Below are 25,782 nucleotides of genomic sequence, written 5' to 3'. Positions count from 1 at the left end.
TGGCACGGCCACCCCCCGATGCGACGGGGCGTCCTCAGGTCTGCGGACGGCTCCCGTGGTTCGCGCCGTTCTTGCGGCGGGCCTTCTTCTTGCGGCGTCGCTTCGAGGACATCGAACCCTCCTCTTCTCGTGCTTATGTGAATTTTCCGCAGGATTGTCGCTTCCGGCGGCCAATGAGCCCCTTACCCGCAGACCGGCCCGCACACACCGGACCGGGCCCGTACGGGTGGTCTGCGTCACTGCGCGCGACGGCCGCTCACTCGGTACGCCCGCCCCCGCCCGGGGCCCACAGGGTCCCGTCGTACACCATGGACAGCCGCCGACCTGCTGTGATGTGATCCGTGCGGCGGAGCGGACCCGCCTGGCGCTGCTCACCGGGCGATCCCCGCGTGTATCGCGCGAGGACGGCCGGAACCCCCGCGTCATGTCTTCCGCCGACGCCCGTGGGTCCGTGCGCGCCTCGCCACGGCGAGCGCCAGGGTCCCGTCCCCCCATGCTCGAAAGTTCCGTACATGCAGAAGACCAAAGCCGCTCTGTGGGAGTTTCTCCAAGGGCTCGGCAAGACGTTCATGCTCCCGGTGGCTCTGCTCGCGTTCTGCGGCATCATCCTGGGCATCGGATCCTCGCTCTCCAGCGAGGCCGTCACCGACAACCTGCCCTTCCTGAAGGCCGAGGGCTTCCACCTCGTCTTCACCTGGATGGCCAACACCGGGCTGGTGGCCTTCAGCTTCCTGCCCGTGCTCTTCGCGATGGCGATTCCGCTCGGGCTCGCCCGTGAGGACAAGGGGGTCGCCGCCTTCTCGGGCTTCGTCGGCTTCGCCGCCATGAACCTCGCCGTGAACTTCTACCTCACCGCCAAGGGCGTCGATCTCGAGGACGAGAAGGTGATCGAGCACTACGGCACAGCCGACGTGCTCGGCGTGCAGTCCATCGATACGGGACTTCTCGGAGCCGTAGCCGTTGGCATCGTTGTCAGCCTCCTCCACCAGCGGTTTCGTGCCCAGCGGATGCCCGATGCGCTGGCCTTCTTCGGCGGTCTGCGCTTCGTCCCGATCGTCTCGGCCCTCGTCCTGAGCGTGCTCGGTCTGCTCATCCCGCTGGTCTGGCCGACCTTCAACGGCTGGATCACCGCGGTGGGCCGCGGTATCGGGCACACGGGAGTCTTCGGGCCGTTCTTCTTCGGCATGGGGGAGGTGCTGCTGCGGCCGATCGGACTGCACCACATCCTCGTGGCCATGTTCCGGTTCACGGACGTCGGCGGGTCAGGGGCCGTCTGCGGCGACAACGTCTCCGGCGCACTCAACATGTTCTACGCGCACCTGGACTGCTCGGCGACGCCCGACCGCGCCGTCACCGACGCGACGCACTTCCTCTCCCAGGGCAAGATGGCGTCCTACCTCGGCGGTCTGCCGGGCGCGGCGCTCGCGATCTACCACTGCGCGAAGAGGGAGATGCGCCCGGAGATCAAGGCCCTGCTCGTGTCGGGCGTGGTGGCCTGCGTGGTCGGCGGCATCACGGAACCGCTGGAGTTCCTGTTCCTGTTCGTGGCGCCGTGGCTGTACGCGATCCACGCGGTCCTCGTCGGGCTCGGCTTCCTCACGGCTGCCGCGCTCGGCGTCTTCATCGGGAACACCGACGGCAACGTCATCGACTGGCTGGTCTTCGGCGTCCTCCAGGGTTCGACGACCAAGTGGTACCTCGTACCGGTGATCGCCGCGGTGTGGTTCGCCGTGTACTACTTCCTGTTCCGCTGGGCGATCAACCGCTTCGACCTCAAGACCCCGGGCCGTGAGGACGAGCCGGAGCCGGGTGACGAGGACGGCGGGTCCGCCGGGTCCGAAGGACCGGCGCTGCCGGCCCGGGAGCTGGTCGCGGGGAAGTACGACGCCGTCGCCATCCTGGAGGCGATCGGCGGCGCCGACAACATCCGGTCCCTCGACAACTGCATCACCCGCCTGCGGATGACGGTCCAGGACACCGGACGCGTCGACGAGGCGCGGCTGAAGAAGCTGGGAGCCGTGGGGGTCGTGAAGCTCGACGGCCACAACGTCCAGGTCATCATCGGGCCGCAGGTGCAGTCCGTGAAGGACGCCATCGCCGCCATGGTCCCGGTGGGCTGACCATGGCCTCCGCTTCCTCCCGCCCCGCCGACGAGGCCGGACGGGCCGCCCACGGGTTCGACGTGCCCGTGGACCGGCACGGCACCTGGTGCACCCAGTGGGACTACGTCGAGGACCGCTTCGGTGTGCCGGACCTGCTGCCGTTCACGATCTCCGACATGGACTTCGAGACCGCCCCCGAGATCGTCGCCGCGCTCAGGGGGCGCCTGGACCACGGGGTGCTCGGCTATTCGCGGTGGCGGCAGGACGACTTCCTGTCCGCGATCGTGCACTGGTACGCCACCCGGCACGGCACGGCCGTCGACCCCGGGACGATCGTCTACGCGCCCTCGGTCGTCTACCAGGTCTCGCAGCTGCTGCGCCTGTGGTCGCGGCCCGGTGACGGGGTGGTCACCCACACTCCCATGTACGACGCGTTCCCCAGGACGGTGGCGGCGCACGGGCGGCAGCTCCGGGAGTGCCGGCTCGACGACTGGACGGAACTGGAGCGGCTCCTGGCGCTGCCCGACACGGCGGTCCTGCTGCTCTGCTCGCCGCACAATCCGACGGGCAGGGTCTGGTCCCGGGACGAGCTGGACCGGATGGCCGGGCTGTGCGAACGGCACGGCGTGGCCGTCATCAGCGACGAGATCCACTCGGACCTCGCCCACGCCCCCCACAAGCACCGTACGTGGGCCGGGCGGGGCGGCGGCGGTCGCTGGGCCGTGGTCACCTCGGCGTCCAAATCGTTCAACATCCCTGCCCTGACCGGAAGTTACGGGATCATCGGCGACACCGCCTCACGTGAGGCCTACCTGCGGCAGCTCAAGGACGCGGACGGGCTGTCCTCCCCGGCGGTGCTGTCACTGGTCGGCCACATCGCCGCGTACCGGGAGGGTGCGCCCTGGCTGGACGCGCTGCGCGCCTACCTCGCGGACAACCTCGCCATGGTCGCCGACCGCCTGGGCGAGGAGTTCCCGCAGCTCGGCTGGCAGCCCCCGCAGGCGGGCTATCTCGCCTGGATCGACCTGCGTCCGCTGGGCGTCGACGACGACGCCCTGCAACGCGAGCTCGTCGAGGTGGAGAGGGTGGCCGTCATGCCGGGCGCCGCCTACGGCTCGCCGGGGCGGGTCCGGCTGAACGTCGGGTGCCCCCGCGTCAAGGCGGAGGCCGGTGTCGACGCCCTGGTGCGCGCGCTGCGCAGGCTCACGGCGGCGGGGGTGCCGGGCCTGAGTGGAGCCGGGTGACCGGCGCGTGGTCGCATCCCGGCCGGCGCACGGCGGTGGAGCGCCTGCCGGGGCGGGCGTTCTACGCCGCCGGTCTGCGCGCGGCGTACGTCCCGGCCCCGGCCGCCAGCAGGATCACACAGCCCGTGAACACCAAACCGGCCTCGCGCAGCCCGAGCCAGGTGGCCAGCGCGCCGACGCCCACCACCGGCACCGAGATGCCGGTGTAGGCGACGACGAAGAACGCCGAGATCGTGCCGCCACGATGTTCCGGCGGCGCCGCGCCGCTGACCAGCGTGAGCGCGGCGCGGAAGGCCAGCCCCTGTCCGGTGCCGCCGCACAGGGCGCCCAGGACGAGCAGGGGCAGTGACTCGGCGATCAGCGAGGACGCCACCAGCAGCAGGCCCACGACGAGGATGCCGCACCCCGTGGGGAGGGCGCGGCGGGCACTGATCCATCGCGTCAGCGACTGCCCGAAGGTCGACGCCAGGAACACGGAGAACACCACGGCTCCGGACACGGCGAGGTTGTGCACGCCCAGCGTCTGCGAGGCGAAGCTCGGCGCGACCGCCGTGAACAGCCCGAGAAGCGCGAAGCCGGCGAACGCGGCCAGCGAGGCGGGCGCGAACACCCCCTTCACCTCGGGAGGAACCGAGACCCCCTGCGGTGTCAGCCGCGGCCACCGCTTCGGCGACTCCACCGTCTCCGGCAGGAGCCAGGTGATGCCGCACGCCGCGCACACCAGACCCAGGTGCACCCAGAACGGCACAGTCAGCGGCCATGAGGTGTACTGCGCGAGGACACCGGAGAGGAGTGGGCCACAGCCCAGACCGCCCATGTTCGCCGCGGTCGCGGCGAAGCCGGCCCGCGCCTTCTGCCCGGGGCCCGCCAGTTCGATGACGGCCGCCGTCGCCGCACCGCTCAGCAGACCGGCCGCGCAGCCGGACAGCAGCCGGCCCGCGAAGAGCAGCGGCAGGCCGCTCTCCAGCAGGAAGCATCCCGCGCTCGCCGCGGACAGTGCCATGGCGCACAGGAGCACCGGCCTGCGGCCGACCGCGTCCGAGTAGTTCCCCGCCACCAGCAGCACCGTGATGACCGCCAAGGCGTACACCGCGAAGACGATCGTCACCATCAGCTCGGAGAACCCGATCCGCTGTTGGTAGAGCCCGTACAGCGGTGTGGGCAGGGTGGTACCGGCCATGCCGATGGCGAACACCACCGCCGCGGCCACATAGCCCGGCCGCCGGCCGTGGCCCGTGTCTCTTCCGCCCTCGCCATCGCTCACGCGGGTCACCCTACGAGCGGCACCTCAGCCGGACGGTGCCCCGCGCGACGCGACGCGCCGCGCGGGGCGGGATCCCGGCCGGGGTTCCTCCTTACGGTCCGCTCCCGACCGCGCGTTGCGCTCCCGACCGTGCGGCCGGCTTCCGACCGTGCGGTCCGTCCTCACACCGTGCGGTGGAGCAGGAACCCGAGCAGCCCTTCGATCTCGGCCGCGGACCGCGGCGCGAGCGGCACGCTCCGCAGGCAGGCGCGTGCGGCTTCGAGGTGCCGGTGCGCCTCCTCCAGGGTGGCGGCACGGCCCCCGCACGCCTCGACGAGCACGGCGGCGTCCTTCGCCCGGCCGCCTTCCAGGGGGAGCGGGGAGTCCAGCATCGTGCGGAGTTCCCTCGCGTGCACTCCGCCGGTGGCGAGCGCGGCAAGCACCGGATACGTCTTCTTGCGCCGAAGCAGGTCGCTGTGCACGGGTTTGCCCGTCGCCTCCGGGTCGCCCCAGATGCCGAGCAGGTCGTCGACGGCCTGGAAGGCCACCCCGAGGTGGCGGCCCGCGCGGTCGAGCGCGGTCACGGTCCCGGCGGGCGCCCCTCCCAGCAGCCCGCCGAGCGCCGCGGCGCAGCCCAGCAACGTGCCCGTCTTCAGTTCCGCCATGGCCCGGTACTCGTCGGGCCGGACGGCCTCGGGCCCCGTCCAGGGACGTGCCTCGAAGAGCAGGTCCGCCGCCTGCCCGCGCACCAGCGCGCTCAGCGTCTCCGACAGGCGTCCCACGGCCGCGCCGGTACGGGGCCCCGTCGACTCGGCGAGGACCTGCACCGCGAGGGCGAAGAGGGCGTCGCCCGCGAGCACGGCCGGCCCGGTGCCGTACGCCTTCCACACGGTGTCCCGCTGCCGCCTGGTGCCGTCCCCGTCCATGATGTCGTCGTGCAGCAGGGAGAAGGTGTGGACCAACTCGACGGCCACGGCTCCCGCGACGGCGCTCCCACCGCTCGCACCGGAGGCCTCGGCGCACAGCACCGAGAGGGCCTGGCGCAACCCCTTGCCCTCGAAGCGCAGGTCCGTCGGCGCACCGCCGACCTCGCACCAGCCGAGCGAGTAGGCCGCCATCTCGGCGTGCCACGGATGGAGTCGTCCCGTCGCGGCCGACAGCGAAGGCCGAACGAGATCGCGGCAGCGGGCGAGTGTGCGCGAGGCGTCGACCGCTGCCGCCGGCGACGGGGCCCTCCCCGTGGTCCGGGGCTCGGCGCGTGCCGCCGGGGCCGTCCGCGCTGACGGCGTCCGCCGTTCCGACCCGGCGGGCGCGGTCATGGGGGAGGTCATCGAGTCGCCGCCTCCTCGATCCGCCGGGTCTCGTCGGGCAGGGGCCCCACCCCGAGCTCGGCCGTCGCCCTGTCGACCATGTCCCGGGCGTGCCGCAGGCCGATCCGGTCCAGGGTCCGGCGCAGTTCCGCGAGTTCCACGACGGTCTCCGCCGGATTCCGCCCGAGCCGGGCGAGCGACTTGGCGAGGCCCAGCCGGGAGAGCGCCGTACCCCGTGGCTCGTCCATCTCCCGGAACTCCGCGAGAGCCTGCGCGTAGTCGTCACGGGCCTCTGCGTACAGCCCCGCCCGATAGCGCACGTTGGCACGCATCTTGTGGTTGTACGCCAGCGCGCTCGACAGGTCCATCTCGCGGCAGAGCGTCTCGCCCTCGGCCAGCAGGGCCAGCGCGCGCTCGACGTCGCCGTCCCGCACGGACACCACGTCCGCGATTCCCCGCAGCGCCCAGGCCCGGCCGCGCCGGTCGTCCGCCAGGCCCGCGGTCTCGGCCGCCTCCTCGAAGAGGGCGAGCGCGCGGTCGTACGAACCGGTGTTCCGGTGCATCTGGGCTATGCCCTCCAGAGCCCACACCGTGTGCCTGGCCTCTCCGCGCCTGCGGGCCTCGGCGAGGAGTTGCTCGTGCAGTTCGCCGACCGCCTGGTAGTCGCCCTGGATGCGCCCGGTCTCCGCGAGGCCGGCGAGCGAGTAGCCCCGCACCACCACGTCGCCCCCGCGCTCGCCCAGTTCGGCCGCGAGCCCGAGCAGCCGGTACGCGAGCGCCAGCGAACCCCGCTGGCGGGCGAGCGTGCCGCCGCTCCACAGCGCCCAGGCCATCGCCCCGGCATCCTCCGCCGAGCGCGCCGCGCGATAGCTCGCCTTCCAGGCCGCGTCGGCCTCCGTCACCCGCCCCAGCCGCCGGCAGGCCTCCGCGACGGCGAGCCCGCAGCGGGCCGTCTCCCGCGGACTGCCCGCGGCTTCGGCTGCACGTAGTTCCTCGACGCCCCTCGCCAGTACCTCGGTGAGCGAGGAGTTCACCGACAACGCGCCGAGCGCCCCCTGGTATTCAGGCGCGAACGCCTTTTCCTTCGGCTGCTGCTGAGCCACCCGTGCCACCTGTTCCACTCGACGTACCCGGAGATGCCACCGGCGGCCGTCGGCCTCCGGTGACGTCTCCGACGCTACGAAGCGGGACGGGGTAGGCGAATCCCCCTCGGTGCGGGTCCTCGAGGTCGTCCCTGAGTGCCACACGGGCGCCCCGCGCTCGTCAGTGCGACGGACGCCGGTGACCGCTGCGGATGATCAGCGGGCCCGCGCGGCAGGCTCCGGGCCCGCGGGCTGCTCCGGTCAGGAGTCCCCCGTGGTCACCGCGTCCGGCACCGGGGCCGCGAGCGCGGGCGCCGGATCGTCGGTGCGGCGTGAACGGTGGGACATCCAGGCGGCGACCAGGGCTCCCGAGATGTTGTGCCACACGGAGAACACCGCGGCCGGCAGAGCGGCCAGCGGGCTGAAGTGCGCGGTCGCGAGCGAGGCGGCGAGCCCCGAGTTCTGCATGCCGACCTCGAAGGCCATGGCTCGGCTGGCGGGTCGGCCGAGCCTCGCGAGCTTGCCCGCGCCGTAGCCGAGTGCGAGCCCGAAGCCGTTGTGCAGGACCACCGCGATCAGCACGGTCACCGCCGCCGACCTGATGGCGCTCGCGCTGCCTGCCACGACCGCGCAGACGATCGCGGCGACGGCGACCGACGACAGCCAGGGCATGAGTCCCAGCACCCGGTCGACGTACTTCCCGGCGACCAGACGCACCGCCAGGCCACCGAGGACGGGGAGCAGTACCGTCTTGAGGATGTCGGTGATCATCGAACCCGCGTCGACCGGCAGGTAGGCGCCGGCCAGAAGCAGCGTGAGCGGCGGCGTCACCAGCGGTGCGAGCAGGGTCGACACGGTGGCGACGGAGACCGAGAGCGCGACGTCCCCGCGGGCGAGGAACGTCACCACGTTGGAGGCCGTGCCGCTCGGCGCACAGCCGACCAGGATGAGACCGGCCGCCAGCTGCGGTGGCAGGCCGAGCAGATGGGCGATGCCCCAGCCGAGCCCCGGCATGATCACGTAGTGCGCGACCAGCCCGATCGCCACGGCCCACGGACGTTTCGCCACACCTCTGAAGTCGAGCGGGGTCATCGTGAGCCCCATGCAGAACATGACGATGCCCAGCAGGTACGGCACCGAGTCCGTCCAGCCGGCGAACGTCCCGGGGGTGACGAGACCGGCCGCGCCCGCCACCAGTACGAGGACGGGGAAGACCGTGACCGCGCGGCGTGCCGCCCTGTCGTCGGAAGCGGGTTGATCAGGGGTTATCTGTTCCGTTTGCACAGGCGCGATAAGACGCCGGACCCCCGGACCCCTGCAAGTGCGTCTCGCTATTCGGGCAATGTGTCCAGGATGTGTGCGACTCGGCGGGGCGCGCCGGGCGGCAGCCCCGGTCACTCCACGGGGTGCCGCTCCGGATGAGCGCTCGGCCCTACTTGCCCGAGCCGACCGGCTCCACCGTGATGCGCGGAGCGGAGCCGGAGCCCGCCGGGATGTTGACGGAGAGGGACATGCGGTGCGAGTGGGTCTCGTTCGGCGGTGTCACGACCGCCGAGGTGAACGTGACGCCCGAGCCGCCGCTGTCGTTCGGCGGGAAGTGCAGGGGGAAGTTGGTTCCTTCCCCCGGTGCCAGCGTGACCACCGGGACCGGCCGGTCGCCGCGCTCGGCACTCACGGTGCCGTCCTTGCCCTTCAGGTCCAGGCCCGGGAATCCGTGCATCGAACAGGAGGAGGCGCCCGTGTTCCTCAGGTTGATCAGCACCTCGCCCTCCGCCATACCGCCCGAACTGCTGAACGCGAGCTGCGAGGTGCGGCAGGGGCCGCCCGCGCCCATCGGTGAGCCGGTGGCGGAGGCCGACGCCGGGGTGTCGCCCCCTCCGCCGGAGCCCTCCGCGGTGGGGGCACCACCCGCCTGGGTGCCAGGCCCCTCCGTACTGTCGGATGCGCTCGGACTCGCGGACGTGCCGGCCTCGGTGGAGGCCTCCGCCGAGGCACCCGCCGGGGCGCTGTCGTCGGTCTCGGCACCGCCGCAGGCGGTGAGCGAGAGGGCCGCCGCGGCCGCGACGGCCACGGCGGCGGACGTCCTGCGCGGGTGCGTGAGTTGAAGGCGCATGTGTTCCCCTCTGGCGAGGATCCGGTTGCTCCGTACGAGCACTTGTATGGGTGAAGCGCGCGATCCGGTCGCGGAGGGTTGCGTTCCGGCCGGAGACGATCCCGCGCGGAACAGCACCCTCCGGCGCAGGACCACAGGAGTCTCGTGCCCCTCGTACGCCCCGCCATGTGCGGCACGCGGCGGTTCGCCCGGATGCGGCGGGCCGCCCTTACGGGCAACGTGGGGGAGTGCCGCAGCTGCTGAGAACCCAGTGGATCCCCGTAGGCCTCATCGTGCTGGCCGTGGTGGTCGACCTGGCCACCCCGCACGACGTCACGTCCGCGCCGCTCCTGATCGCGGTACCGGTCGCCGCCGCGCCCCTCCTCGGCGTCCGCGGGATCATCGGGGTCGGCCTCACGGCGATGGTCGTCCACGCGTTCCTCGCGCGGATCGACGGGACCTTCGGCTGGCGGGCGGGGCTGGCCAACCAGATCACCCTGGCGGCGGTCACCGCGCTCGCCGTCCTGATCCACCGCACCCTGCGCAGACAGGACGCCCGCGCCAGGCGTGCCCAGCACGTCGCGGCCGTGGCCCAGCGGGCCGTGCTGCCCAGACCGCCCTCCCGCCTGGGGGATCTGCACATCGACGCCCGGTACGTGCCGGCCGAGAGCGAGGCACTGATCGGCGGCGACCTCTACGTGGTGCAGAGCACGCCGTTCGGGATCCGCGTCATGGTCGGTGACGTACGCGGCAAGGGGCTCGGAGCCGTCAGCGCCGTCAGCGCCGACCTCGGTGCCTTCCGGTACGCGGCGGACGAGTCCGAGGACCTTCCGCAACTGGTCAGGCGGCTGGAGCGGGCCCTTCTGCGCGAGGGCGGCCGGCGCGGTGGCCAGCAGCAGGAGGAGGGGTTCACCACGGCGCTCATCGTTGAGTTCTCCGCCGACCTGGAGACCGTACGCCTGGTCAACCGCGGCCATCCGCCGCCCGTGCTCCTCGACGTGCGGGGCCGGGCGACGCTCCTGGACGCCTCCGAGGAAGCGCCCCCGCTCGGCATGAGCGACCTGGGCGAGTGGCACGCCCCGGTGGACAGCCACGCCTTCCCGGCCGGCTCCACCCTGCTCTGCTACACCGACGGCATCACCGAGTCCAGGGACGCCACCGGGAGCTTCTACGATCCGGTCGCCCGTCTGCCCCTCGCGCTCGGCCGGAGGGCACGCTCCGGCGTCCACCCCGCACCCGGGCAGATCCTGGACGCGCTCATCCAGGACGTCAGGCGGCACATCGGCGGCCGGCCCAAGGACGACCAGGCGCTGCTCGCCCTGCACCGCGCCCGCACCGGGCGCGAACCCGCTCCGCACAGGCCCGCCCCGGCCGCAGCGCCTGGCTGACGCCGCCCGTCGGGCCGCCGGGCACCGCCCGCCCGGGCCGTTTGCCGCGCCACACGCTGGACATGATCCCGAACGTGACGGAGAGCCCTGACGCATTGAGGTGGGCGCTGAAGAGCGAGCGCCCGGAGCCGGCCGGCTATCTGACGGTGCGCTGCCGCACCTACGTCCAGCCCGACGGCAAGGACTCCGACTGGGACATCCTCTACGGATCACCCACGGTCGCCCTCGTCGCCTTCACGGAGGAGGGACGCGGCATCCTCGTACGCCAGTACCGTCCCGGCCCCGGCAAGGTCCTGGCGGAACTCCCGGGCGGCATGATCGAGCCCGGTGAGGACGTGCTGCACGCCGCGGCACGGGAGCTGCTGGAGGAGAGCGGATTCCGCGCGGGGACGACGGAGGTCTTCATGCGGACGTACCTGGCCTCCTACGCGACCCACGTCCGCTACGGAGTGCTCGCACGGGACTGCCGCAAGGTCGCCGAACCCACACCCGACGCGGAGGAGTTCGTCGAGCCCGTCACCCTGACGGAGGACGATTACGTCGCCCACCTCCTGACGGGGGAGTACACGGACACGGACCTGGGACTTGCGGGACTCGTCGCGGCGGGCCTGCTGGTCAGGAGGGACTGAGGCGGCACCGTCCGTTCTCCGCCGGGCCACGCCCTGGTATGCGCGGGTTTCGCATCCGGTCCACACTCGGACCATGCGCACCCACCAGGGTCCCCGGGAGCCCGGCTCGTTCCCAGTCCCCCCGGCCGGACGGGGCAGCACCAACCAGACGCTCGCCCTCGCGGCGATGCTGTTCGCCGTGTCGATGACGTTCATCGACCAGACGATCGTCTCCATCGCCGCGCCGAGCATCATCGACGAACTCGGTCTCTCGTCCTCCGGGATGCAGTGGGTCGTCAACGCGTACCTGCTCGCCCTCGCCGCCTTCTTCGCCCTCGGCGGGAGGCTGTCCGACATCATGGGGCACCGCCGGGTGATGCTGATCGGCACGCTCGTGTTCGTCGTCTCCTCCGTGCTGTGCGGCTGCGTACCCACAGGCGACCTGGCGCAGACCTGGCTGATCGTCTTCCGTGCCACCCAGGGGCTCGGCGCGGCGCTGATGTTCCCGGCCGCGCTCGCCGTCGTCGTCTCCGTGTTCCCCGTGGAGAAGCGAGGCCGCGCGCTGGCGCTGTTCTTCGGGCTCTCGGGTGCGCTCACCGCGGTCGGGCCGCTGCTCGGCGGCTGGCTGACGAACTGGACCTGGCGGGCGATCTTCTGGGTGAACGTGCCGGTCGCCGTCGTCGCGCTGGTCCTGGCCGCCATGGCCCACATCCCGGAGGTCCGGCGCCGGGAGAAGCTCGACGTGCCTGGTGCCCTCCTCGTCGCCGTGGGCATGGGGCTGAGCGTGCTCGGGTTCCAGCAGGCTTCGGCGTGGGGCTGGAGCAGCGTCGCGACCTGGGCCTGCGTCGTGGGCGGGCTCGCCGTCCTGGCGGTGTTCTGCCGCTACGAGCTCGGGGTGGCGGAACCGCTCATCAGACTGCGGGTCTTCCGCGACCGCGCGTTCGCCGCCGACTCGCTGGTGCTGTTCTTCTCGATGATGGCCTTCGTCCCGGTGTTCTTCTTCGCCTCCGTCTACGCGCAGGTCTCCCTGAGCGCCTCGCCGAACCAGGCCGCGCTCTACCTCCTTTACTTCTTCGTCGGCTTCGGGATCGCGTCCCAGTGGGGCGGCCGGATCCTGGACAGACGCGGAGCCCGGCCTGCGATGAAGCTGGGCACGGCCCTGGGCGCCGTCGGGTTCGCCCTGTGGGCGCACAAGCTGACGGACCTCTCGATGCACGACCAGTGGCCGTACGCCGCACTCGCGGGCGCCGGCATCGGCTTCCTCCTGGCCCCCGCCTCCACCGACGCGGTCAACCGGTCGATCGGCGCCTCCTACGGCGAGGTCACCGGCATCACCCAGACCGTGCGCAACTACGCCGCCAGCATCGGAATCGCCGTGTTCGGGACGGTCCTGACGCACGTCACCACCGACAGGGTCGTGGAGACGCTCACCTCGAAGGGCGTTCCGTCGGGCCCGGCGCACGACGCCGCCCGGTCGGTCGCCGAGGCGGTCACCGGAAACGCGGACGCGCAGCAGCCGAGCGGCGACGGCCGGGTCGCCACGCTCATGCGGGACTCGATGGACGCGGTCCGGATGGACTTCGCCGAGGCGAACCAGTGGGTGTTCTACGGGATGGCCATCGCGCTCGGCGTCGCCTTCCTGTGCTCGCTGTGGCATCCCGGGACCCGGGTCACCGGAGACCCGCACACGGCCGGGGGCCCGGACCCGGAGACAACGGCCGATTCCGACCCGGGCCGACGGGACGAGCGGCACGGCGGCTGACGGCGCCCCGCACCAGGGGCCGGGCGGCGCGCGTCAACGGGCACCGGAACGGCCGGTGCGCCGGGCCGGACGGGCACGCCGGGTGTCCCACGGCGCCCGTACGGTCAGGTGCCCGCGTTCCCGGACCGGCGGCCCGGGGTGTGCGACGGCTCTCCCGGGGGAGTCGTGACACATGCACTCATGGACGCTCGACGACATGCCCGACCTCTCCGGCACCACCGCGGTGGTCACGGGCGCCAACAGCGGGATCGGAGCGGTGACCGCACTCGCCCTGGCCCGCTCCGGCGCCAGGACGGTCCTCGCCTGCCGCGATCCCGAGCGTGGCCGACGCGCTCTCGACGCCGTACGCCGGGCCGCCCCGCGTTCGGACACCCGGCTGGTCCGGCTCGACCTGGCGGACCTGTCGGACGTGGCCGAGGCCGCGGAGCGGATCGCGAAGGAGACCGACGGCAGGCTCGACCTCCTGGTGAACAACGCCGGCGTCATGGCCCTGCCCATGCTGCGCACCGCCGACGGATTCGAGATGCAGTTCGGCACCAACCACCTCGGCCACTTCGCGCTCACGCTCCATCTCATGCCCCTCCTCGGGACGGCCGGCCCGTCGCGCGTGGTGACACTCTCGTCGCTCGCGCACCGCGTCGGCCGCATCGACTTCGACAACCTCAACGCCGAGCGCGGCTACGACAAGTGGCGTGCCTACGCGCAGTCCAAGCTCGCCAACCTGCTCTTCACCGCGGAGCTCCAGCGGAGGCTGGAAGCGGCGGACAAGGACGTGCTCGCGCTGGCCGCCCACCCGGGTCTCGCCGCGACGGACCTCGGCCAGGCGGGCCCCCGGCTGGCCGGACGTACCTGGGCGGCGAAACTCGAGCGGATGACGCGGATCTACACCCAGCCGGCCTCGGCCGGCGCACTTCCCACGCTGTACGCCGCCACCCTTCCGGCGGCGCTCGGCGGGAGCTACTACGGCCCCCGCCTGCTGGCCGAGACCCGGGGAGCGCCGGCGCCCGCGCGGATGTCGGCCAGGGCGCAGGACATGAGCACGGCCCTGGCGCTGTGGCAGGAGTCGGTGTGCCTGACCGGAGTGGCCGGCGACGTCATCTGAAGACGCCGGCGGGCCCTTCCCACCCCTGCCGGGACGGGAAGGGCCCACGGACAGGCGGGCGGAGCGCCCTCAGCCGCCCGCCAGGCGCAGGTCCGTGCCGCCCGCGCGCAGCCCCTCGGCGGCGGCCTCCGCGAGCGACGCGTCCGTGACGACGGTGTCGAACGCGCTGAGCGGGGCGACCCGGAACTTCCCGAACGTCCCGTACTTCGACGAACCGGCGACGAGCACGCTCGTGCCCGTGCACTCCATGGCCGCCTGCTTCACCTCCACCTTCGCCGCCGAAGGGGTCGTGACCCCGCGCAGCAGGTCCCAGGAACTGGTGCTGATGAAGGCGATGTCGAGAGCGAGCTGACGCAGCGTCGTCGCGGCGAGCCGGCCCACGCTCGACCGGTTGGACGGATCCACCTGGCCGCCGATGTGTATGACGTCGAGATGCGTCGACGCCATCAGCCGGTCCACGGTCGTGAAGTCGTTGGTCACGACCGTCAGCGACTCGTGGCGGGCGAGCAGCGGGACCATGGCCAGCAGCGTCGTACCCGCGTCGAGGTAGACCGTCATGCCCTCCCGCACCAGCTCCGCGGCGGCCGTGGCCATGGCCTCCTTCTCCGGCTGCTCCATCAGCGCCTTCGCCTGGAAGCTCGGCTCGCTCCGGAGGTGGCTCGCGATGCGCGCCCCGCCGGGCACGGAGAACACCAGCCCCCGCCGCTCCAGTTCGGCGATGTCGCGGCGGACGGTCATGTGGGAGACGCCGAAGAGCTGGGTGATCTGCTGCACGCTCAGTACGCCGTCACGTCGCAGATGCTTCAACAGGAGCTCGCGCCGTTGATCGGGGATCAGGGGCAACTGCTCTTCCTCGGCCACTGCTTCTCACCTTTCCTCGCGCGACCACCGCGGTCGCTGCTCGATTGTGCCGTGCCCCCGGCGCCGTCCCGGCCGGACGCGGCGCTCAGGCCCCGACGAACGTGCTGAGCAGGAGTACGCCGCCGAGGCTGAGCAGCGACTGCAGGGACAGCATCAGCGTCCAGGTGCGGAAGGTCTGAGCCACCGACAGCTGGTAGTACTCCTTGAACAGCCAGAAGCCGGAGTCGTTGACATGGGACAGCATGACCGCGCCGGACGCGGTCGCCAGCACCAGCAACTCCGGTGAGAGGCCCGGATAGGCGCCGATCAGCGGGGCCACGATGCCGGTCGCCGCCGCGGTGGCCACCGTCGCCGAGCCGAGGCAGATCCGGAGCAGCGCGGCGACCAGCCAGGCCAGCAGCAGCGGCGGCACCGACCAGTGCACCGCGTAGTCCGAGATCAGCTTGTCGATGCCGGTCGCGGTCAGCATCGCCTTGAGGCCGCCGCCGGCACCGAGGATGAGCACGATCCCGCCGACCGGGCCGAGGCCCTTGCCGGCCATCTTCTGGAGCTGGCCCAGCCCGAAGCCGGAGCGCAGGCCCAGGGCGAAGAAGGCGAAGACCACCGCGGCCAGCAGGGAGATGACCGACGAGTCGCACGCCTCGAAGAACGCGTAGGGCAGGGTGCCCTCGGAGGTGTTGGCGGTGCCGACGGTGCCGACGAGCATCAGGACGGGCGGCAGCAGCACGGTGACCAGGGCGAGCACGAGGGAGGCGGGCCGCTTGCGGTTCTCCGGCTCGGGGCTCGTCTCCGGGACGGGGCCCTTGTCCAGGTCCGGGGCCGGCCCGAACCACCGTGAGGCGAACTTCGTCAGCAGCGGCCCGCTGATCACGGCGATCGGGATGCCGATCATCAGACCGTAGAGGATGGTCAGGCCGGTGTTCGCCCCGTACGCCGAGACGGCGAGGGTGGGGGAGGGGTGCGGCGGGAGCAGGCCGTGCGAGATGTAGAGGCCGGCGGCGAGGGGCAGTCCCACGTACAGCAGGTGGGTGCCCGTGCGCTTGGCGACCGCGTACACCAGCGGCACGAGCATCACGAAGCTGACGTCGAAGAGGTGCGGCATCCCGATCAGCAGCGCGGCGGCCGTGATCGCCGTGGGGATCCACTTGACCGGGCGGGCGCCGATGAAGGCCGTGGCTATTCGGTCGGCTCCGCCCGATCCCAGCAGGATGCCGCCGAGGATGGTGCCCAGCCCGATGGTGGGCCCGGTGCTCTTCAACGCGTCGCCGAAGCCGTCCTGGAAGTGCTCGACGGTGGCGCCGGGACCGATGCCCGCCGCCAGGCCCAGCCCGAGGGCGGACAGGGCCAGCGCGAGGAAGGGGTGCAGCTTGGCCTTGGTGATCAGCAGGATCAGGACGACGACCGCGGCGGCGCCCAGCAGGAGGTTCTGGAGGTCGGCACTCATCATCGGCTCGCGTGGGGGAGGGCGGAGGTGGTCGCGCGGGAGGTGCGCCCGGCAGTCCAGGCGTGCAGCAGGTCCGCGTCCGGGTCGGCGAGGTCGCCGATGGTGATCAGGGCGCCGGCGGGCACGTCGCGCCCGAGGGCGGCGTGGGCGGCGAGGTACAGCGGCGCGGTGTCGGCGGGGGCGTCCTCGTCGCGGAGCAGGACGGCCCGGACTCCGGTGACGTCGTGGTGGTGGCCGCCCATGTCCAGCACGGTGCCGGCCGGCAGGTCCCGCCGGGCACGCCCGGCGAGCACCGCGTGCGCGTGCGGATCGGCGCCGCCGGAGGGCCGGCCGTGGAGCACGGCGGACAGCAGCGAGACCGGCGTCTCGACGCCCATGAGGTGGTACGGCAGGTAGACCGCGGCGTAACGGCCGTCGCGGCTGACGACATGGCCCTTGCCCCGGAGCGTCTCCCAGGTCACCGGGTCGCCGGTGCGTACGACGACGAAGACGCCGCCCGCGAAGGACGCCTCGTCCGGCAGCCGGAGCGCGCTGAACACGTCCACGGCGCCGGAGCGGTGCAGCAGGCCGCCGTCCTCGCGCAGGGCGTAGACGTCGGCGAGTTCGGCGATCCGGGCCACCGGGTAGTGCAGGCGCTCGACGTCCGGCCGGAACCCGGTGTTCGTCGCGACGACGGCCATCTCGCAGTAGTCGGCGGTGGCGCCGGTCGGCAGGGCGGTCACCGCGGCGGCGCGGGCGGCGAGCGTGGCCCGTACGTCGGATCCGAGGGTGAGCAGCCCTGCCAGTTCCGGTGCGGGGACCGTGGTGTCGAACTGGGTCACCGTGCCCGCCGCCGGGTCGAGGACGAGGTCGTACTCGCTGGACTTCCCGATCGCCACGATGTCCAGGCCGAGGAGTTCGGCCCAGGTCACCAGGGCGATGAGGTTGGCGGGCTGGTCGCCGTCGGCGGTCGTGTACACCACGCCGTGGTCGCGGGCCAGGTCTGCCAGGTGCAGCCCGGCGACGGAGTCGACCTCCTTGCTGACCATGGCGACGTGGCGGCCTCGCGTCAGCGCCTCACGGGCCATCGCGTATCCGTCGGCGGGGCTTCCGGTCGCCTCGACGAGGATGTCCCAGGACGCCCCGGTCAGCAGCGTGCCGTCCGCGACCAGGGCGACGGCCCCGTCCTCGGCGGCCGAAGCGACCGCTTCCGTGTCCCCGCAGATCCGCAGGTCCCGCTCCGGGTAGCCGAGCTCGACGAGCATGCCGCGCAGCCGCTCCACCTCGCGGTCGCAGAGGACGGCCGGCGCCAGGCGCCCGATGCGCAGGGTCTGGGCGAGCAGGGTCCGGGCGAAGCCGCCGCCGGCTCCGGAGAGTGCGTAACGCACGGTGCGGTCGCCGGTTCCGGCGAACAGGTGATGCAGGTTCATGGGCTCTCCTAGACGGCGCACAAGGCTCGGTTCAACGGCTCCGGCCGGCGCGGTCGCGGCAGTCAGCGCGAGCACCCACGGAAGCGTGTTAACAAGAAGTATCAGTGAATCCCGTATGCGTAAAGTCTGTTAACATTTTTTCACACATCGACTGCCGGGGAACACCACCTGGCACCACCGCCGACCCAAGGAGGTCCGATGCCGACCCTCGGGGCCATCGCCGACGACTTCACCGGAGCAACAGATCTCGCCACCATGCTCGTCGCCCGGGGGTACCGGACCGTGGTGGCCGTCGGCGCGGACGCCCTCGCCGAGGGCCCGGGCGGCGCGGCGGTGCGGGACGCGGACGCGGTGGTCGTCGCCCTGAAGTCACGCACCGCGCCCGTGGAGGAGGCCGTCGGCGCGTCGCTCGCAGCCCTGCGCGCCCTGCGCGGCGCGGGCTGCGAGCGCTTCTACCTCAAGTACTGCTCCACCTTCGACTCCACCCCGCGCGGCAACATCGGTCCGGTGGCCGACGCGCTGCTCGCGGAGCTGGGCACGCGCCGCACGGTCGTGGTCCCGTCGTTCCCCGCCACCGGGCGCACCGTCTACAAGGGCCGTCTGTTCGTCCACGACGACCTCCTCGACGAGAGTCCCATGCGGCACCACCCGCTCACGCCGATGCGCGACTCCCACCTGGGCCGGCTGCTCGCTCCGCAGACCGGCCACCCGGTCCGGCTGATCGGACTCGACACCGTCCGGGCGGGCAGCGACGTCCTGCGTGCCGCGCTCGACGCCCCCGGCCTCTCCGACGCCCTCGTCGTCGTGGATGCCGTGAGCGACGAGGACCTGGTGACCGTCTGCGCCGCCACCGACCACCTCCCCCTCGTCACCGGTGCGGCGGGTCTGGCCCTCGGGCTCACCGGTCCGCACGCCGAAGCCGCGCGCGCGACCCCCGCATCCGGCCCCGGCGAGCCCGGCCTGATCCTCTCCGGCAGCGCGTCGTCCGCGACCCGTGCGCAGGTGGCCCACGCCCGCTCCCGACTGCCGCACCGCAAGCTCGACCTGGCCGCCCTGCGCGCCGACTTCACCGGCACGGTGGCGGGACTCGTCGACTTCGCGCGCCACGCCTGGGCCGACGACGCGGGGAAGCCACCACTGATCTACGCCGTGGACGACCTCGGCGACCTCGAGCAGGTGGCCCCGCAGGGCGGGCCGGCCGCCTCCGAACTGGTCGAACGAGCCCTCGCCACCTGCGCCTCAGCCCTCGTCGCGGCCGGTGCCCGCCGGCTGCTCGTGGCCGGCGGAGAGACCTCCGGCGCCGTCGTCACCGCCCTGGGCGTCCGCACCCTGTCCATCGGTGCCCCCATCGCCCCGGGTGTCACCTGGGCGCGCGCGGAAGGGCGGGCGCACGGCCGGGACAACAGCGTGGACCTCGCCCTGAAGTCGGGGAACTTCGGCGACACGGCCGTCTTCACGGAAGCCTGGAGCGCGCTCGTATGAACGACCCCCGCACCCACCTCGCCGCCGCGGGGGCCCGGCTGGCGGCGCTCGGGCTCAGTCCCGGCTCGTCGGGCAACCTCAGCGTCCGGATCGACGACCGCGTGCTGATCACCCCCACCGGGGCCGACCTCGCCGCGATCGACCCCCGCCGGCTCAGCGTGCTCGACCTCGCGGGCACCCACCTCGACGGGCCGAGCCCGTCGAAGGAGTTCCCCCTGCACAGTGCCTTCTACCGGCGGGACACCACCACCCGCGCCGTGGTCCACCTGCACGCCAGGCACGCCACGGCCGTCTCCTGCCTCCCCCCGTGGTCGCCGCGCAGCGCCATACCCCCGCTCACCCCGTACTTCGTGATGCGGGTCGGCCAGACCCCGCTCGTCCCCTACGCGCCGCCCGGCGACGCGGCCCAGGCCGATGCCCTCGAACAACTGCCCTTCCCTCTCCGCGCCGTACTCCTGCAGAACCACGGGCCGGTCCTCGCCGGCTCCACGATGGCCCGCGCCGTCGACGCGGCGGTGGAACTGGAGGAGGTGTCCGCCCTGCTCCTCGCCCTGGGGCAGCGGTCGCCGCGCCTGCTGACCTCGGACGAGGCGGGTGTGCTCGCGCGGAAGTACGACTCGCCGTGGGGAGAGCGCTGAGGTCCCGTCACCTGGGGCCGGGTGAGTGCGCCGAGTGAGGCGTGTCTCACCGGGCCGCTCCTTCTTGCTATGCAACAAGTTGCATAGAACGATCGGGGTATGGCGCTCGACCACGCGATCCTCGTCTCCCTCCTGGAGCAGCCGGGCTCCGGCTACGAACTGGCCCGGAGGTTCGAGCGGTCCATCGGCTACTTCTGGACCGCCACGCACCAGCAGATCTACCGCGTCCTCAAGCGCATGGAGAGCGACGGCCTGCTCGACGTCCGCGACGTCCCGCAGGAGCGCCGCCCGGACAAGCGCGAGTACTCCGTCGCCGCTCCCGGCCGCACGGTCCTCTCCGAGTGGCTGCACGAACCGATCGAACCCGAGAGCCTCCGCCACGACCTCGCCGTGAAGATCCGCGGCGCGGCCTTCGACGACCCGGCCGCACTGCTCCACGAGGTCGAACGGCACCACAGGGTGCACAACGACCGGCTCGCCCACTACCTCGCCGGTGAGCTGCGCGACTTCACCGGTCCCGACGCCCCCGTACCGCTCGACGCGGGCCGGGAGCTCCAACACGTCGTGCTGCGCGGCGGCATCGCGTACGAGCGCATGACCGTCGCCTGGCTCGACGACGTGCTCGCCACCCTCCACCGTCTCGACGGCACCCCGCCGCGTCCCTGAAGCACCTGCCCACCCCACCCCCCGACCTCTCGGAAGGCGTATCACCATGGCCGACCCGCTGCTGTTCAATCCGCGTACCTACGACCCGGCGCACTTCGACCCCGAGACCCGCAGGCTGCTGCGCGCCACCGTCGACTGGTTCGAGGACCGCGGCAAGCGCCGGCTGATCGAGGACTACCGGTCACGTGGCTGGCTGGGTGACTTCCTCGCGTTCGCGGCGAAGGAGGGCCTGTTCGCCACCTTCCTCACCCCCGCGTCCGCCGCGGCCCGGGAGGACCAGCGCTGGGACACCGCCCGGATCGCCGCGCTCAACGAGATCTTCGGGTTCTACGGGCTCGACTACTGGTACGCCTGGCAGGTGACCATCCTCGGCCTGGGCCCGGTCTGGCAGAGCGGCAACGCCGCCGCCCGGAGCCGTGCCGCGGAACTTCTCTCGCAGGGCGAGGTGTTCGCGTTCGGCCTGTCGGAGAAGGCGCACGGTGCCGACATCTACTCCACCGACATGCTCCTGGAACCGGACGGTGACGGCGGCTTCCTCGCCACCGGTTCCAAGTACTACATAGGCAACGGCAACGCGGCCGGACTCGTCTCCGTCTTCGGCCGCCGCACCGACGTCGAGGGTCCGGACGGCTACGTCTTCTTCGCCGCCGACAGCCGCCACCCCTCCTACCACCTGGTGAAGAACGTCGTCGACTCCTCCAAGTACGTCAGCGAGTTCCGCCTCGACGCCTACCCGGTCGGCGCCGACGACGTGCTGCACACGGGACGTGCCGCTTTCGACGCTGCCCTCAACACCGTGAACGTGGGCAAGTTCAACCTCTGCACGGCGTCGATCGGCATCTGCGAGCACGCGATGTACGAGGCCGTCACCCACGCGCACACGCGCATCCTCTACGGCCGCCCCGTGACCGCCTTCCCGCACGTCCGCCGCGAGCTGGCCGACGCCTACGTGCGCCTCGTCGGCATGAAGCTGTTCAGTGACCGCGCCGTCGACTACTTCCGCTCGGCGGGTCCGGACGACCGCAGGTACCTGCTCTTCAACCCGATGACCAAGATGAAGGTGACCACCGAGGGCGAGCGTGTCATCGACCTGATGTGGGACGTCGTCGCCGCCAAGGGCTTCGAGAAGGACACCTACTTCGCCCAGGCGGCCGTGGAGATCCGGGGCCTGCCCAAGCTGGAGGGCACGGTCCACGTCAACCTCGCGCTCATCCTGAAGTTCATGCGCAACCACCTGCTGGATCCGGTGGCTTACGAGCCCGTCGCGACCCGCCGGGACGCCGCGGACGACGCGTTCCTCTTCCGGCAGGGTCCGGCGCGCGGCCTGGGCTCCGTGCGTTTCCACGACTGGCGCCCCGCCTTCGACGCGTACGCCGAGGTGCCCAACGTCGCCCGCTTCCGTGAGCAGGCGGACGCCCTGTGCGACTTCGTGTCCGACACCGCACCCGACGAGGAGCAGAGCCGCGACCTCGACTTCCTGCTCTCCGTCGGGCAGCTCTTCGCCTTGGTCGTCCACGGGCAGCTGATCCTCGAGCAGGCCCGCCTGACCGGCCTGGACACCGATGTGCTCGACGAGCTGTTCTCCGTCCTCGTCCGCGACTTCTCCGCGAACGCCGTCGAACTGCACGGCAAGGGCTCGGCCACCGTGGCCCAGCAGGACTGGGCCATCGCCGCGGTGAGGCGTCCCGTCGTCGACGACGCCCGCTCGGCGCGGATCTGGGAACGCGTCGAGGCGCTGGCGGGGTCGTACGAGATGGCGCCGTAGCGGAGACCGGACGGGCCCGGCCGGCGGTCCGTCCGCAGTTCTCCGAGATCCACGGCCGACTGGTCCACAGTGCTCGCCTCCCAGGTGCATCGGCTGCGCCCGCCGGGGCATATGGAAGGTCCGGCGGCCGGAGAGGTCGGCTGCCAGGAGGAGGCGAAAATGGACACCGTCTGGGCCTGCCCGGCACAGCTGAACCGCTCCCTGGGCGACGACCTGGTCGAGTACGGCGTTGAGGCGCAGGACGGGAGCGTCGGCACCGTCGTCAGGCTCTCGCCCGTCCCGGGCTACGACCACCTGGTGATCGATGCCGGGGTCTGGAAGTTCGGCAGGAGCGTCGTCGTCCCGGCGGGCATGATCGCCGCCGTCGACGACTCCGAACGGGTGGTCAAGGTCCGGTGCACCAAGGACCAGATCATGGACGCCCCGCGCTTCGAGCGCGATCAGGACACCGGCGATGTCCTCTACCTGCGGCAGCTGGAGGCCTACTACGCGTCCCTGGCCGTCGCCCAGGACTGAGGGCGGCCCTGCGGGAAGCGCGACGGAGGACGGCGCCGGACGGCGCCGTCCTCCGTCATACCCCGGTCCGGCCGTGCCGGGGTTCGTGCGGCCAGCGGGCGGACGCGCGTCAGACGGCCGGCCGGGCGCGGCGTCGGCCCCTGCGCCCTAGCGCGATCTTCACCGGTACGAGCGCCAGCCACGACCACATGGCCGCGGCGGGAGAGACGGCGTAGGCGAGAGGGGGGCCGGCACCGAAGACCAGAGCCGTACACAGCAGATCGGCGGCCACCGATCCGGCCGTGTCCTCGGTCGCCGCATCGCAGGGGCCCGACCCCTTCATCCCCGTCCTGAGCACCGCGAGTTCCAGCAGGTTCGTGGCACAGACGGCGCCCGCGTAGACGGCCACGGCCAGTGGCTCGGACGCGTACTCGGAGAGCAGGGCGGTGGGGAAGGGGATCAGGGCGATGGCCCCGAGCCAGACGAGGGCGAGCCGGAGCGACACTCCCTGGAGCCGTGGAACGAGTCGCACGATCCGGCGGTGGTCCTGCCAGAAGGCGGCCAGGATCCAGAAGCTCAGCGCGTAGGCACCGAGATCCGGAAGCACGTCGCCGACGGCGTCCCTGAAGCCGCTCGCGTTCAGCCCCGGGGGTACACGGACGTCGAGCACCAGCAGGGTCATGGCGATGGCGAAGATGCCGTCGGACAGGGCGGTCAGGCGCTCCGCGCTCTTCTCCTCGCCGGTTCCCGGCCGGGTGTCTTCCACCCGTCCAGCGTCTCCGGGCCGGAGCCACGGGGGCCGGGATTGGGCCGACGGCGGGCAAGCCGGGGCCGGTCGGCCCCGGTGCCCTGCTGCCGGCCCGCGTGCGGGTGACCCCTCAGGCGGCCTGGAGGGTGTCGCCCTGCTCGCTGTCGCGGTGCGGGAGACCCGTGGGGGGAGCCACGGGGGAAATCGTCGTCCGCATGCCGAGCATGGAGTCGGCGATGTGGAGGGCCTGCGGAACGTCCCTGGTGCCGGTCATCACGCAGAGGGTGTAGGTGGCGTCCTCGACGGCCTGCGCGGTGGCGCCGGTGGAACGGCGAGCGTCCTCGATGCGGGCGTCGGCGTAACGGGCGAGGGCTACTCGCAGGTCCTGGGGACTGGGTGTCAGCACAGCAGGTGTCTCCTCTGGTGGATCCAGGTCCGGTACCGGACACGCGTCGTCGAGTGGGCCGGCATCACGCGCCTACCCCCTCGACGGCGAAGTACGTCCCCACGGTGCGGACTTGTTGCAAGGGGCACGGGAGGAGGCGGAGCGCCCGGTGCCCCCGTGGCGAGGTCCGTCCGGCCGACACCCCTCCCGCCTGCGTGTACGCCGGGAGTTACGGGTCCGGGCGTTCTACCTTTCTCCGATGCGATCTGTCCCCTGGTGGGTCCTGTTCTCCTCGGTGTGCGCGCCGCTCCTGCTCGTCGGCGGCTGGTCCGTGTCCGCCGAGCTCCAGGGCCCCGGCTACGACCCTGCCTCGGGGACGATCAGCGCCCTCGCCGCCGACGGGGCCGACGGGTACTGGGTGATGACGTCGGCACTGCTCTCCCTGGGAGCCTGCCACCTGGTCACCGCGTACGGTCTGCGCCATGCCGCGACATCCGGTCGGCTGGCCCTGGCGGGCGGGGGGATCTCGGCGATGCTGCTGGCGTTCTTCCCGGCGCCGAGGAGCGGTGGCTCGTTCGCACACGGTGTCGTGGTGGCCGTGGCGTTCTCGCTGCTCGCGGTGTGGCCGGTCCTGGCCGTACGGCGCGGGACACCCGCCCCGGGTCGCGAGCCGGCGCGAGAAGGTGCGCCACCGCGTCGAGCGGCCCCGCACCCGTGCGGCACCGCGCCGTGGGGGCTGCGGCCCGGACCGTCCGCCGGGGCGTCCGCGCTGATGTGGCTCGGAGGGGCGTGGTTCCTGTTCGCTCTGTTCGTGCTCGACACCGCCGGGGCGGCCGAGCGCGTCATCACGTTCGCCCAGTCGTTCTGGCCACTCGTCGTGGTCGTGTCCTGCGCGCGGTGGGCGGGAGCCGACGGGAACCGGGCCTGACCCGCCGGGCTCCGTCGGACGAAGGCCGGTGCCGCTCCCTGCCGGCCGCGGTCCCGGGCCGACCGCTACGGCTTGTGGCCGACCGCCACGTAGCCGGCGCTGATGACGTCGTCCTGGCCGGGAACCGGATCCCCGAGCTCCGGGTGCCAGGCCTCCGCGGCCACGATGCCGGGCGCGACGATGTCGAGGCCGTCGAAGAACCGGCCGAACTGCTCCCGGCTCCGGGGCGCCAGCGTGAGTGTGTTGGCCCTGTACATCTCGTCGACCTTGCGGGCCTCCGCCGGGTGGAAGTCGGCGGTGAGGTGCGAGACCACCAGATGGCTGCCCGGCGCGAGCACGTCGGTCAGCCGCTCCACCAGCTCGTAGGCGCCGTCCTCGTCGCTCACGAAGTGCAGCAACGAGATCAGCGACAGTGCGACCGGCCGACCGAAGTCCAGTGTCTTCCCGGCGCGTTCGAGTATGGAGTCCACGTCGCGCGCGTCGGCCTGCACGTAGTCGATGGCGCCTTCCTCGGTGCCCTTCAGCAGCGCCTCGGCGTGCGCCAGCACGATCGGGTCGTTGTCGCAGTAGACGACGCGGGCGGACGGCGCCGACCGCTGGGCGACCTGGTGGAGGTTGGGCTCGGTCGGGATCCCCGTGCCGATGTCGAGGAACTGCCGGATTCCCTGGCTGGTCAGCCAGCGGGTGGCACGGTGCATGAAGGCCCGGTTGACCTTGGCCATGACCGGCACCCCGGGCTCGACGGCCAGCATCTGGCGCGCCATCGCCTCGTCCACCGGGTAGTTGTCCTTGCCTCCGAGGAACCAGTCGTACATCCGGGCGGGATGCGGTCTGCTGGTGTCGATGCGTGTGGCGGTGGCATCGTTCTCCGGTCGGGACATCGTGAACTCCTGGGTACGCAACAGCGGATGATCAGATTGCGACCAGAATAGGGTTTTTTTGTGTCGAAGATGTCGAGGAGATAGCAACTCGATGGTCGCCTCCAATACTCCGTCGGATCCGATACTCCCTCGGCTCCCTCGGCTCCC

General features: G+C 72.2%; 23 protein-coding genes. 12 read left to right on the top strand and 11 right to left on the bottom strand.

Going from position 1 to position 25,782, the window contains the following annotated elements; genetic code table 11:
• Positions 1-512: 512 nt before the first annotated feature.
• On the top strand, positions 513-2,120 hold the full coding sequence (gene malX, locus AB0I83_RS19460) for a maltose/glucose-specific PTS transporter subunit IIBC (protein ID WP_363305464.1): 1,608 nt from the start codon (positions 513-515) through the stop codon (positions 2,118-2,120).
• A 2-nt stretch (positions 2,121-2,122) separates the two neighbouring features.
• On the top strand, positions 2,123-3,346 hold the full coding sequence (locus AB0I83_RS19455) for a MalY/PatB family protein (RefSeq protein ID WP_363305463.1): 1,224 nt from the start codon (positions 2,123-2,125) through the stop codon (positions 3,344-3,346).
• 61 nt (positions 3,347-3,407) lie between these two features.
• Here the strand turns inward: AB0I83_RS19455 and AB0I83_RS19450 are convergent, their stop codons facing one another.
• The 5 genes from AB0I83_RS19450 to AB0I83_RS19430 all read right to left on the bottom strand — a co-directional run bounded on the left by AB0I83_RS19450 (position 3,408) and on the right by AB0I83_RS19430 (position 9,094).
• The gene (locus tag AB0I83_RS19450) at positions 3,408-4,610 is read right to left on the bottom strand and encodes an MFS transporter (RefSeq protein ID WP_356537573.1); all 1,203 of its coding nucleotides are present in this window, start codon (positions 4,608-4,610) and stop codon (positions 3,408-3,410) included.
• 161 nt (positions 4,611-4,771) lie between these two features.
• Complete coding sequence (locus AB0I83_RS19445; RefSeq protein WP_363305462.1) at positions 4,772-5,920, bottom strand: polyprenyl synthetase family protein; 1,149 nt, start codon at positions 5,918-5,920, stop codon at positions 4,772-4,774.
• Positions 5,917-7,011: a tetratricopeptide repeat protein gene (locus AB0I83_RS19440; protein ID WP_363305461.1), complete on the bottom strand. Its 1,095-nt coding sequence runs from the start codon at positions 7,009-7,011 to the stop codon at positions 5,917-5,919. The genes AB0I83_RS19445 and AB0I83_RS19440 overlap by 4 nt, the downstream gene beginning before the upstream one ends.
• 231 nt (positions 7,012-7,242) lie before the next feature.
• A complete protein-coding gene (locus AB0I83_RS19435; protein ID WP_356537578.1) occupies positions 7,243-8,265 on the bottom strand; it encodes a bile acid:sodium symporter family protein in 1,023 nt (340 codons plus the stop codon).
• A 148-nt stretch (positions 8,266-8,413) separates the two neighbouring features.
• The gene (locus AB0I83_RS19430) at positions 8,414-9,094 is read right to left on the bottom strand and encodes a DUF4232 domain-containing protein (RefSeq protein WP_363305460.1); all 681 of its coding nucleotides are present in this window, start codon (positions 9,092-9,094) and stop codon (positions 8,414-8,416) included.
• Between the two features lie 227 nt (positions 9,095-9,321).
• On the opposite strand from AB0I83_RS19430, the gene AB0I83_RS19425 reads away from it, so the two are divergent.
• From AB0I83_RS19425 to AB0I83_RS19410, 4 genes are all read left to right on the top strand, one after another.
• Entirely contained in the window at positions 9,322-10,461 is a 1,140-nt protein-coding gene (locus tag AB0I83_RS19425; RefSeq protein ID WP_356537582.1) for a PP2C family protein-serine/threonine phosphatase, read from the top strand.
• A gap of 74 nt (positions 10,462-10,535) precedes the next feature.
• Complete coding sequence (locus AB0I83_RS19420; protein WP_363305459.1) at positions 10,536-11,090, top strand: NUDIX hydrolase; 555 nt, start codon at positions 10,536-10,538, stop codon at positions 11,088-11,090.
• A 73-nt stretch (positions 11,091-11,163) separates the two neighbouring features.
• Entirely contained in the window at positions 11,164-12,831 is a 1,668-nt protein-coding gene (locus tag AB0I83_RS19415; RefSeq protein ID WP_356841783.1) for an MFS transporter, read from the top strand.
• Positions 12,832-13,003: 172 nt separating this feature from the next.
• A complete protein-coding gene (locus AB0I83_RS19410) occupies positions 13,004-13,933 on the top strand; it encodes an oxidoreductase (protein ID WP_363305458.1) in 930 nt (309 codons plus the stop codon).
• Between the two features lie 69 nt (positions 13,934-14,002).
• Here the strand turns inward: AB0I83_RS19410 and AB0I83_RS19405 are convergent, their stop codons facing one another.
• The 3 genes from AB0I83_RS19405 to AB0I83_RS19395 all read right to left on the bottom strand — a co-directional run bounded on the left by AB0I83_RS19405 (position 14,003) and on the right by AB0I83_RS19395 (position 17,647).
• Complete coding sequence (locus AB0I83_RS19405; RefSeq protein ID WP_356537589.1) at positions 14,003-14,794, bottom strand: DeoR/GlpR family DNA-binding transcription regulator; 792 nt, start codon at positions 14,792-14,794, stop codon at positions 14,003-14,005.
• Positions 14,795-14,879: 85 nt separating this feature from the next.
• Positions 14,880-16,238 carry a gluconate:H+ symporter gene (locus AB0I83_RS19400; RefSeq protein ID WP_363305557.1) on the bottom strand — a complete coding sequence of 453 codons (1,359 nt, stop codon included), beginning with the start codon at positions 16,236-16,238 and terminating at the stop codon, positions 14,880-14,882.
• On the bottom strand, positions 16,238-17,647 hold the full coding sequence (locus AB0I83_RS19395; protein ID WP_363305457.1) for a homoserine dehydrogenase: 1,410 nt from the start codon (positions 17,645-17,647) through the stop codon (positions 16,238-16,240). Before AB0I83_RS19395 ends, AB0I83_RS19400 begins: the two co-directional genes overlap by 1 nt.
• Positions 17,648-17,845: 198 nt before the next feature.
• Here AB0I83_RS19395 and otnK point away from each other — a divergent pair, with 198 nt between their 5' ends.
• From otnK to AB0I83_RS19370, 5 genes are all read left to right on the top strand, one after another.
• Positions 17,846-19,129 carry a 3-oxo-tetronate kinase gene (gene otnK, locus AB0I83_RS19390; protein ID WP_363305456.1) on the top strand — a complete coding sequence of 428 codons (1,284 nt, stop codon included), beginning with the start codon at positions 17,846-17,848 and terminating at the stop codon, positions 19,127-19,129.
• A complete protein-coding gene (locus AB0I83_RS19385; protein ID WP_363305455.1) occupies positions 19,126-19,767 on the top strand; it encodes a class II aldolase/adducin family protein in 642 nt (213 codons plus the stop codon). The genes otnK and AB0I83_RS19385 overlap by 4 nt, the downstream gene beginning before the upstream one ends.
• A gap of 99 nt (positions 19,768-19,866) precedes the next feature.
• Positions 19,867-20,433, top strand: coding sequence for a PadR family transcriptional regulator (locus AB0I83_RS19380; RefSeq protein ID WP_356537598.1), 567 nt, complete (start codon positions 19,867-19,869; stop codon positions 20,431-20,433).
• 46 nt (positions 20,434-20,479) lie between these two features.
• Positions 20,480-22,198: an acyl-CoA dehydrogenase family protein gene (locus AB0I83_RS19375; protein WP_363305454.1), complete on the top strand. Its 1,719-nt coding sequence runs from the start codon at positions 20,480-20,482 to the stop codon at positions 22,196-22,198.
• A 159-nt stretch (positions 22,199-22,357) separates the two neighbouring features.
• Entirely contained in the window at positions 22,358-22,714 is a 357-nt protein-coding gene (locus AB0I83_RS19370) for a hypothetical protein (RefSeq protein ID WP_356537602.1), read from the top strand.
• A 109-nt stretch (positions 22,715-22,823) separates the two neighbouring features.
• Here AB0I83_RS19370 and AB0I83_RS19365 read toward each other — a convergent pair whose 3' ends face one another.
• Entirely contained in the window at positions 22,824-23,459 is a 636-nt protein-coding gene (locus tag AB0I83_RS19365; RefSeq protein ID WP_363305453.1) for a TMEM175 family protein, read from the bottom strand.
• 112 nt (positions 23,460-23,571) lie between these two features.
• Entirely contained in the window at positions 23,572-23,847 is a 276-nt protein-coding gene (locus AB0I83_RS19360; protein ID WP_363305452.1) for a DUF5133 domain-containing protein, read from the bottom strand.
• 238 nt (positions 23,848-24,085) lie between these two features.
• On the opposite strand from AB0I83_RS19360, the gene AB0I83_RS19355 reads away from it, so the two are divergent.
• On the top strand, positions 24,086-24,754 hold the full coding sequence (locus tag AB0I83_RS19355; protein ID WP_363305451.1) for a DUF998 domain-containing protein: 669 nt from the start codon (positions 24,086-24,088) through the stop codon (positions 24,752-24,754).
• A 65-nt stretch (positions 24,755-24,819) separates the two neighbouring features.
• Here the strand turns inward: AB0I83_RS19355 and AB0I83_RS19350 are convergent, their stop codons facing one another.
• Entirely contained in the window at positions 24,820-25,635 is an 816-nt protein-coding gene (locus AB0I83_RS19350) for an SAM-dependent methyltransferase (protein ID WP_363305450.1), read from the bottom strand.
• Positions 25,636-25,782: the final 147 nt, after the last annotated feature.

Source organism: Streptomyces sp. NPDC049970, assembly GCF_040660235.1.
GTDB lineage: Bacteria > Actinomycetota > Actinomycetes > Streptomycetales > Streptomycetaceae > Streptomyces.
The sequence above is the reverse complement of the archived record's forward strand: the minus strand, read 5'-3'. Positions and strand labels throughout refer to the sequence as shown.